The sequence below is a fragment of the Vibrio cincinnatiensis DSM 19608 genome, assembly GCF_900167345.1.
Lineage (GTDB): Bacteria > Pseudomonadota > Gammaproteobacteria > Enterobacterales > Vibrionaceae > Vibrio > Vibrio cincinnatiensis.
The window spans coordinates 1-8,153 of record NZ_FUXB01000030.1 but is presented as its reverse complement, the minus strand read 5'-3'; the positions used below and the strand labels follow the sequence as shown (position 1 = coordinate 8,153).

Genomic DNA, 8,153 nt, shown 5'->3' with positions numbered 1-8,153 from the left:
CGGGTTCGAGTCCCGTCCGCTCCGCCACTGACATGAATCCCTAGTAGCGATACTAGGGATTTTTTGCTGTCTGAGGGAAAAATTCTCCACTGGATTATACCAATCTGGAAAATTAACGGGTCAGCTCTATCCATCTTCTCGAACACATCTGTCTGACTCTGGTCGAGCATTTCAAAAAACTATTCCAAGCCCTACATACTTTGGAGACAATGTCTTCGTGATCCGCAAAAGACGGATTGGCTCGATAGCGTTGTCTTAACCAACTCCATACTTGTTCTATTGGATTCAACTCTGGGGAATAGGGCGGAGTTTGATGACACTGAGGTTCTGAAAGTCATTGGCTATCTCTTCTGTGTGCCAGCCTGCACCATCCATAATGACCATTGCGTGACGACCTTTTTCGGTCACTGCGGAGAGCTGCCTAAGATACTCAACCCATAATGTCCTTGTTAACCACCCAAGTAACGACCATTGCCTCGCCAATCCCTCTCGCGGGACAGACAGAACCAAACAGATACGCATATTCAAATTGTTGTTGCTTCACGGCTCTGGGACGTGTTCCTTTCTCTGCCCATAACCGTGTTGTTGTATTTTGTTGCCCAAATCTGGCTTCATCCTGAAACCAGACATCAACACGCTCTAAAGCAATATGTCCTGGGATCTTAAGGATCGTTTCAATTTTAAATTTTTTTAAAATCGTCTTGGATTTGCTGGGACTGATGAGGGGGCTTGGAGCGAGAAGTTATCCAAGAGAAACCCATGTGCTTGAGCAGGTAATAGATAGAATCAGGGGGAGTGCTGGCCCAATTGCTCTCTTTGCTTGGAAGTTAAGAATGGTGGTCGTCCTGTTCTTGGTTTTTCCTTCAGCCCTTCTAATCCTTCCTCAAGAAAAGTGTGAACCCACTGATTAACACTGGTTCGGCTGACCTTAAGAAACTTGGCGATTTGGGTGCTAGCGTGTCCATCTTTGAAATGAGCAAGGGCCAGTAGTCTCATTTTCATCTGAATAGATTTCTGCTGGCTTGCGAGCTTTTTAAAGTCGAGATTATTGAGGCTGTTCATAGTGAATAAGTTCTATCGTTGAATGCCATCAATTAGATCATGTTTTTTCTTAGATTGGTATAAAGCCTTGGTTTGTCAGAGAGTCTTGCCTGAATCCTATTCATACTGATTCAATAGAAGCCTGCTTGGGTGAGCAGGGAAGAAGAAGTTTGATCACTTCTCGGCATACTCAAGCCCAATGATGTTATCCACGACTCTGAATCGACGTCCACACTGAAGTCTGCCTATCAAGTCAGTGGCTATTCAGTGACCACTGTTTTGGGGATGGCTACATCTACTTTAGATAGACGGATGTTCAGTTCATTTCCTAAGAAAAACCTAAAGAATTTGTTTAAGTACTCTATCGGCTTTAACACGAGTGACTTTTCTGATCAAATTTTGAACGTTATCTGGGTAGCTATCTAGTTTTTCTATTTGTTTATAAGTACAAATGAGTTGGGTATGCTGAAGTATATTCTCTATTTCTTTTTCAAATTTATTCGTGAGGTGTTGATATTTATCTTTAACTAAAATGGCATTTTCTAGATCCAGTTTCCAAGCTCTAGGGTTTAGGTTATTTCCTGTAATTAGCATATACCGTTTATCAACCCAAATACCTTTAAGGTGGAAGCTATTATCACCATCTTTCCATAAATGAATAGAAAGTTTTCGACTAGCTATATTGGCTTCATTAATTTTGGCAAATCTTCGTAAGTTCAGTTCGTATAGGTAGGGAAGTCCACCGATAGTTTTAAATGTTTCTTGAGGTGGGATATAAAAATCATTTGCTGTTTTATCACCGACCACAATGTGTACCTTGACTCCGCGTTTTAGTGCTTTTTTTACTTCTTTTGCTACGGATTTAGGAAAATTAAAGTAAGGTGTGCAAATGAAAATTTCTTCAGTTGCTTGAGCTATGAGATCAACGATCGTCTGATTTAAGTGATTTCGACGTTTACCAATTCCAACCAATGGCGTGATCGCTACTTGACTTGAAGTTACTGCCTCAGGTTCAAAGAGGTAGCTAGCTTGAGCTAATGCTGCGCGAAATTGTCGAATATCGACTTTTATATCTCTTGTCTTTGGTTTGTTGTCGCAGGCAAGATCGTTGACCGCTGGATGTTCGAGCATTTCTCGCTGAATGAATGCAACCATACTGTCAGCTAGTGCTTTGTTCTCTAGCGTATGGTAGCGATCAAAACGATAGCGAGTTTTATAATGCAAATAGACGTTATTAATGCTTGCCCCACTATAAATCACTTGATCATCGATGATAAATCCCTTTAGGTGAAGAACTCCGAAGATTTCTTTACCTCGGACTGGAATACCATAGATAGGGATACAGTGGGGATAACTTTTTTTCAAAGAACAGTAGAGCGCAGCATTACCAGCAGATGCTTCTGATCCAATGAGCCCTCGCTGAGCTCTGTGCCAATCGACACAAATGGTGATTTCTAGCCCTGGGTTACGTTGTTTTGCTTCGTAAAGTTCGGTGAGAATTTCTCGCCCAGCTTCATCATCTTCTAGGTACAATGCAACAATATAGATACGTTTACTTGCTTGACGAATGGAGTCAATAAGATGAGCTCTGAACTCTTTAGCTGAAAATAATACACTAAACTTATCGGGATCTTGCGCAATAGCGGGCAGTTGTTCGAATGTATTTTTACGAGCCATCATAGTGATGTGTTACCTTACGTATGTACAAAATTGCGAGCAGTGAATCTTACCAAAATAGTATAATTGAAGGCTAGAAAAGAGGTGATTTCTTAATATAATCCCTCTATATATTGCATAGGAATGAGATCCTTTCCATTAGCCTGATAACGTTGTAGTAGGAGTTGTAACTCTGCGGGAAGCTGCTCCAAGCTGAGAATACGGAAGTTTCCTTTACCGTAAAAGGATGTCAGATGTGGATAAGCAAAACAATAGTCCATGTGTTTCATTATATGTTCTTTGCAATAGATCAATAGTTGATAGCCTATCCCTTGCCCTCTATTGGTACTAGCAACGGCCATACCAGTCAAGAGTCGAGAGCCAGCAATCGTGCGAAATCGAACCACAGCTTTTATCTGTTCTTGTTGGTAAGCGGCGATAATTAATTCATCACTTTTGGGTTTAGCCGCTGGGTAGTGTTGTTTGTAGAAGCGCTTAATTAACGGTAACTTTAAGGCTTGAATTTGTTCAAAATGAAGAGTTGGCATTTGTATCTATCTTCAAAGGGTATCTATTGTAGAATAGACTCAGTTTAATTTATGCAAAGAATCTCATGAAATTACATCATAACGTAAATCTTCAAACCTACCATACCTTTAATATCCAAGAATCATGCAAATGGTTAGCTATTGTTAACTCAGTCGATGAGCTCATCCACCTTTATCGAAGTGATGAGTTAAAAAGTGAACCTAAATTAGTGCTGGGCAGAGGGAGTAATGTACTCTTTACCGAGCCTTATCAAGGGCTAGTGATCATCAATCGTTTATCTGGCATTCACCACACAGAAGATAGTCATCACCATTTTTTACATGTCGCTGGTGGGGAGGATTGGCCTCAGCTTGTTGAGTGGTGCACTGAACACCAACTAGCTGGGTTAGAAAACTTAGCGTTGATTCCTGGGTGTGCAGGTTCTGCACCAATCCAAAATATCGGTGCTTATGGTGTAGAATTTAAAGATGTTTGTCAGTACGTCGACTACTTATGTCTAGAGAGTTTCAGTATTAAACGATTAAGCGTCTCAGAGTGTCAATTTGGTTATCGAGATTCTATTTTTAAACACAACCTCTACAATAAAGCCATCATTGTTGCGGTAGGGATAATGCTCTCTAAATCATGGGTACCGACCCTGTCTTATGGCCCTCTACAAACGTTACCTACGGATTGTTCTGCCTCTGATATTTATCATGCGGTTTGTAATATTAGAAAAGAAAAACTTCCAGATCCTAAATTAGCTGGTAATGCGGGGAGTTTTTTTAAAAATCCGGTGATCAGCCTAGAACATTTCCATCAATTGAAAAGTCAGTTCCCCAGCATATCTGCATATCCCACCGATGATGGAATGAAGGTGGCGGCAGGGTGGCTGATTGATCATGCAGGGCTGAAAGGTTATCGAATAGGTGATGCTCAGGTTCATGATCGACAAGCTTTGGTTATCGTTAATATGGGAAGGGCAACCGCTGAGGATATCATTCAGTTAGCAGGCAAAATTCGTCATGACATTTTCAACATGTTTGGAATTGAGCTGGAACATGAAGTTCGCTTTATGGGGGCGGCGGATGAAGTGAAGTTGACTACATTATTGTTAGGAAATGAAAAATGAGAGAGCACAGTGTTAAGCTGAGCCTGTTGAGTCGATTAGCAGATGGGGCTTTTCATTCAGGAGAGTCTCTTGGTGAACAGCTAGGCATGTCACGAGCTGCAATCAGCAAGCATATTCAAGGGTTACAAGAGTGGGGCGTCGATATTTTCCGAGTGCAAGGTAAAGGTTATCAACTTGCGGCTCCTTTTACTATGCTCAATGAGGAAGTGATTCAATCTCAAGTTAGCAATCCTATTGAGTTGCATCCTGTTATTGGTTCGACAAATCAGTACCTGTTAGATCGAATGGGGCAACTAGCCTCTGGCTCGGTATGTCTTGCTGAATATCAGAAAAGTGGGAGAGGGAGGAGAGGTCGACATTGGGTTTCTCCTTTTGGCTCTAATCTTTATTTTTCTATGTATTGGCGCCTAGAAGCTGGAATTGCTGCCGCGATGGGACTCAGCTTGGTTGTTGGAGTCTCACTGGTTGAAGCTCTTGAAGAGATGGGGATTATCGGGGTTAAACTAAAATGGCCGAATGATCTTTATTTTAATGATCGAAAGCTCGCAGGAATTTTGGTCGAGATGTCTGCTCAAGCAGGAGGGGCAGCCAATCTTGTCATAGGTATTGGAATGAACCTTGCTATGCAAGATAAAGATAAAGATCAAGATATTGATCAACCATGGGCGAGTTTATCTGAAGTTATGAAACAAGATCATATTGACCGTAACCAGTTAGTGATTCGATTGATCAAAGCTCTTAATGAGGCTCTCATTCAATATGAATATACGGGGATGCAAAATTTTGTTGAGCGCTGGAACCGTTTGGATAATTTTATCGGCCGTCAAGTTCGCCTGATTATGGGGCCGAATGAAATTCTTGGTGTTGAACGAGGCATCGATCAACATGGTGGCGTATTGTTAGAAACGGGTGAAGGAGTAAAAAGTTACATTGGCGGAGAGATCTCTCTGCGTAAACACGATTAATTGCTCAACCCAACTTTTGCTACACAAACAGCTAACCATTACTAGCAGGCTATTTGCGTAGCAACACCTTCTCTACGCTGTGATTCAGCCCTTTTCTTAAGATAAGTTGAGCTCGTTCTTTCGTCGGTAATATATTTTCTTGCAAGTTCTTTCCATTGATGGAATGCCAAATATGCTTAGCCTTAGCTATCGCTTCATCTTCACTGAGCTGAGTATAATGATTAAAGTAGGAGCCTGGTTTTTTGAATGCACCGTGCCGAAACTTCATGAAACGCTCGACATACCATTTCTCTATCATTTCAGCGTCTGCATCGACATAAATAGAAAAATCCAAGAAATCTGAAATAAATACTCGGTGGGGATCATGAGGATAATCCATACCACTTTGTAGAACATTGAGTCCTTCAATAATCAGAACATCAGGCCTATGAACCACTTTTTCTTGTTCAGTAATGTCATAAGTTAAATGAGAGTATACTGGAGCGACAACGTGTGGAAGCCCCGCTTTTACATCGGAGACAAACTGGACTAATCGTCGAATATCATAAGATTCAGGAAAGCCCTTTTTATGCATGATATTTCGTTCATTAAGAACTTTGTTCGGGTATAAAAATCCATCTGTCGTAATCAATTCAACTTTAGGGTGGTTCTCCCAACGAGACAGTAAAGCGCGTAGTAAGCGGGCGGTCGTACTTTTCCCAACCGCGACACTTCCTGAGATTCCAATAACAAAAGGTGGTGCTTTTTCTACATTACCTAAAAACTGATTGAGTACGGTATTACGGCTTTGCCTTGCCGCGACATAGAGATTTAACAACCTTGCTAGCGGGAGATAAATCTCTACCGCTTCTTTCATGGTTAGGCTCTCATTTAGGCCTTGCAATTCTTGCAGATCACTTTCTGACAGTGTCATTGGCACTGAGTTACGCAGCTCAGCCCACTGGTGACGAGCAAAAGACAGATACGGACTCATAAATGTTCAATCGTATTATTAGAATAATGGGGGAACATACAATATGCAGCCCTTCTTGCAAACGAGAAACGCATCAGAATTAGCGATTAAACCCAAAAATGTCTAAAAAAACAGCGAATAAACAAAAACCTGATAAAAATTAAATTTTTTTACAGATTAGGGTTGCAAGGTGAATGATCATTCAATAGAATGCGCCCCACTTATGCCGACTTAGCTCAGTAGGTAGAGCAACTGACTTGTAATCAGTAGGTCACCAGTTCGATTCCGGTAGTCGGCACCATTTTCTGATAACAAAGAAAATAGAAAACTTGGAGGGGTTCCCGAGTGGCTAAAGGGAGCAGACTGTAAATCTGCCGGCTCCGCCTTCGATGGTTCGAATCCGTCCCCCTCCACCATATTCTTAAGGAAATAGCTCACAGAGTTACGTGTTGCGGGCATCGTATAATGGCTATTACCTCAGCCTTCCAAGCTGATGATGCGGGTTCGATTCCCGCTGCCCGCTCCACTCATTTTAGAGTGCTGATATAGCTCAGGTGGTAGAGCGCATCCTTGGTAAGGATGAGGTCGGCAGTTCGAGTCTGCCTATCAGCACCAGCTCTAAGCAAAGTTTTCCTTTTGATATATACTTTACTACTGAACTTTTTTGGTTGCGTGGTCATTAATAGAGCCACCTAAATCCGTACCTAGAGGGACAACCCATGTCTAAAGCAAAATTTGAACGTACGAAACCGCACGTAAACGTTGGTACTATCGGCCACGTTGACCACGGTAAAACCACTCTAACCGCAGCTATCTGTACTGTACTTGCAAAAGTATACGGCGGTGAAGCTAAAGACTTCGCGTCAATCGACAATGCTCCAGAAGAGCGTGAGCGCGGTATTACTATTTCTACTTCACACGTAGAATACCAAACTCCAACTCGTCACTACGCACACGTAGACTGCCCAGGACACGCTGACTATGTTAAAAACATGATCACCGGTGCTGCGCAAATGGACGGTGGTATCCTAGTGGTAGCGGCGACAGATGGCCCAATGCCACAAACTCGTGAGCACATCCTACTAGGCCGTCAGGTTGGTATCCCTTACATCATCGTATTCATGAACAAATGTGACATGGTTGATGATGAAGAGCTACTAGAACTAGTAGAAATGGAAGTTCGTGAACTTCTTTCTGAATACGACTTCCCAGGTGATGACTTACCTGTGATTCAAGGTTCAGCACTAGGTGCATTGAACGGTGAAGAGCAGTGGGAAGCGAAGATTGTAGAACTAGCAGAAGCGCTAGATTCATACATTCCAGAGCCAGAGCGTGCAGTAGACCAAGCATTCCTAATGCCAATCGAAGACGTATTCTCAATTCAAGGTCGTGGTACAGTAGTAACGGGTCGTATCGAGCGTGGTATTCTACGTGTAGGTGACGAAGTTGCCATCGTTGGTATCAAAGATACAACGACGACGACTTGTACAGGTGTAGAGATGTTCCGTAAGCTGCTTGACGAAGGTCGTGCAGGTGAGAACGTTGGTGCACTACTACGTGGTACTAAGCGTGATGACGTAGAACGTGGTCAAGTATTGGCGAAACCAGGTTCAATCACTCCACACACTAAATTTGAATCAGAAGTTTACGTGCTGTCTAAAGATGAAGGTGGTCGTCATACCCCATTCTTCAAAGGTTACCGTCCACAGTTCTACTTCCGTACAACAGACGTAACGGGTAACATCGAGTTACCAGCAGGCGTAGAAATGGTAATGCCAGGCGACAACATCCAAATGGTTGTAGAGCTCATTGCTCCAATCGCAATGGATGAAGGTCTACGTTTCGCTATTCGTGAAGGTGGCCGTACCGTTGGTGCTGG

General features: G+C 42.5%; 6 protein-coding genes, 4 tRNA genes and 1 pseudogene. 7 read left to right on the top strand and 4 right to left on the bottom strand.

Annotation, left to right across the window (positions count from 1 at the left end; all coding sequences use genetic code 11):
* Positions 1 to 112: 112 nt before the first annotated feature.
* From B5D54_RS16315 to B5D54_RS16305, 3 genes and pseudogenes are all read right to left on the bottom strand, one after another.
* Positions 113 to 1,062, bottom strand: a pseudogene (locus B5D54_RS16315) (IS630 family transposase).
* Positions 1,063 to 1,380: 318 nt separating this feature from the next.
* Positions 1,381 to 2,721 (bottom strand): CDP-diacylglycerol--serine O-phosphatidyltransferase, encoded by a 1,341-nt coding sequence (gene pssA, locus B5D54_RS16310; RefSeq protein WP_078927597.1) that lies wholly within the window; start codon positions 2,719 to 2,721, stop codon positions 1,381 to 1,383.
* A gap of 89 nt (positions 2,722 to 2,810) precedes the next feature.
* Positions 2,811 to 3,245 carry a GNAT family N-acetyltransferase gene (locus B5D54_RS16305; protein ID WP_078927596.1) on the bottom strand — a complete coding sequence of 145 codons (435 nt, stop codon included), beginning with the start codon at positions 3,243 to 3,245 and terminating at the stop codon, positions 2,811 to 2,813.
* A gap of 65 nt (positions 3,246 to 3,310) precedes the next feature.
* Between B5D54_RS16305 and murB the strand changes: the two genes are divergently transcribed.
* Entirely contained in the window at positions 3,311 to 4,357 is a 1,047-nt protein-coding gene (murB, locus tag B5D54_RS16300; RefSeq protein ID WP_078927595.1) for a UDP-N-acetylmuramate dehydrogenase, read from the top strand.
* On the top strand, positions 4,354 to 5,322 hold the full coding sequence (gene birA, locus B5D54_RS16295; protein WP_078927594.1) for a bifunctional biotin--[acetyl-CoA-carboxylase] ligase/biotin operon repressor BirA: 969 nt from the start codon (positions 4,354 to 4,356) through the stop codon (positions 5,320 to 5,322). Before murB ends, birA begins: the two co-directional genes overlap by 4 nt.
* 49 nt (positions 5,323 to 5,371) lie before the next feature.
* On the opposite strand, the gene coaA is transcribed toward birA, so the two are convergent.
* The gene (coaA, locus tag B5D54_RS16290; protein ID WP_078927593.1) at positions 5,372 to 6,295 is read right to left on the bottom strand and encodes a type I pantothenate kinase; all 924 of its coding nucleotides are present in this window, start codon (positions 6,293 to 6,295) and stop codon (positions 5,372 to 5,374) included.
* Between the two features lie 204 nt (positions 6,296 to 6,499).
* Here coaA and B5D54_RS16285 point away from each other — a divergent pair.
* The 5 genes from B5D54_RS16285 to tuf form a co-directional block, all read left to right on the top strand.
* Positions 6,500 to 6,575: transfer RNA gene (locus tag B5D54_RS16285), tRNA-Thr, on the top strand.
* 30 nt (positions 6,576 to 6,605) lie between these two features.
* Positions 6,606 to 6,690 (top strand) — tRNA-Tyr (locus tag B5D54_RS16280).
* Positions 6,691 to 6,725: 35 nt separating this feature from the next.
* Positions 6,726 to 6,800, top strand: a tRNA-Gly gene (locus B5D54_RS16275).
* Between the two features lie 13 nt (positions 6,801 to 6,813).
* A tRNA-Thr gene (locus tag B5D54_RS16270) sits at positions 6,814 to 6,889 on the top strand.
* Between the two features lie 104 nt (positions 6,890 to 6,993).
* A partial coding sequence (gene tuf / locus B5D54_RS16265) for an elongation factor Tu (protein ID WP_078927592.1) occupies positions 6,994 to 8,153 on the top strand: 1,160 nt, incomplete at its 3' end.

Coding starts and splice junctions, on each gene's coding strand:
- pssA (WP_078927597.1), bottom strand. CDS start 2,721: ATGATGGCTCGTAAAAATACATTCGAACAACTGCCCGCTATTGCGCAA.
- murB (WP_078927595.1), top strand. CDS start 3,311: ATGAAATTACATCATAACGTAAATCTTCAAACCTACCATACCTTTAAT.
- B5D54_RS16305 (WP_078927596.1), bottom strand. CDS start 3,245: ATGCCAACTCTTCATTTTGAACAAATTCAAGCCTTAAAGTTACCGTTA.
- birA (WP_078927594.1), top strand. CDS start 4,354: ATGAGAGAGCACAGTGTTAAGCTGAGCCTGTTGAGTCGATTAGCAGAT.
- coaA (WP_078927593.1), bottom strand. CDS start 6,295: ATGAGTCCGTATCTGTCTTTTGCTCGTCACCAGTGGGCTGAGCTGCGT.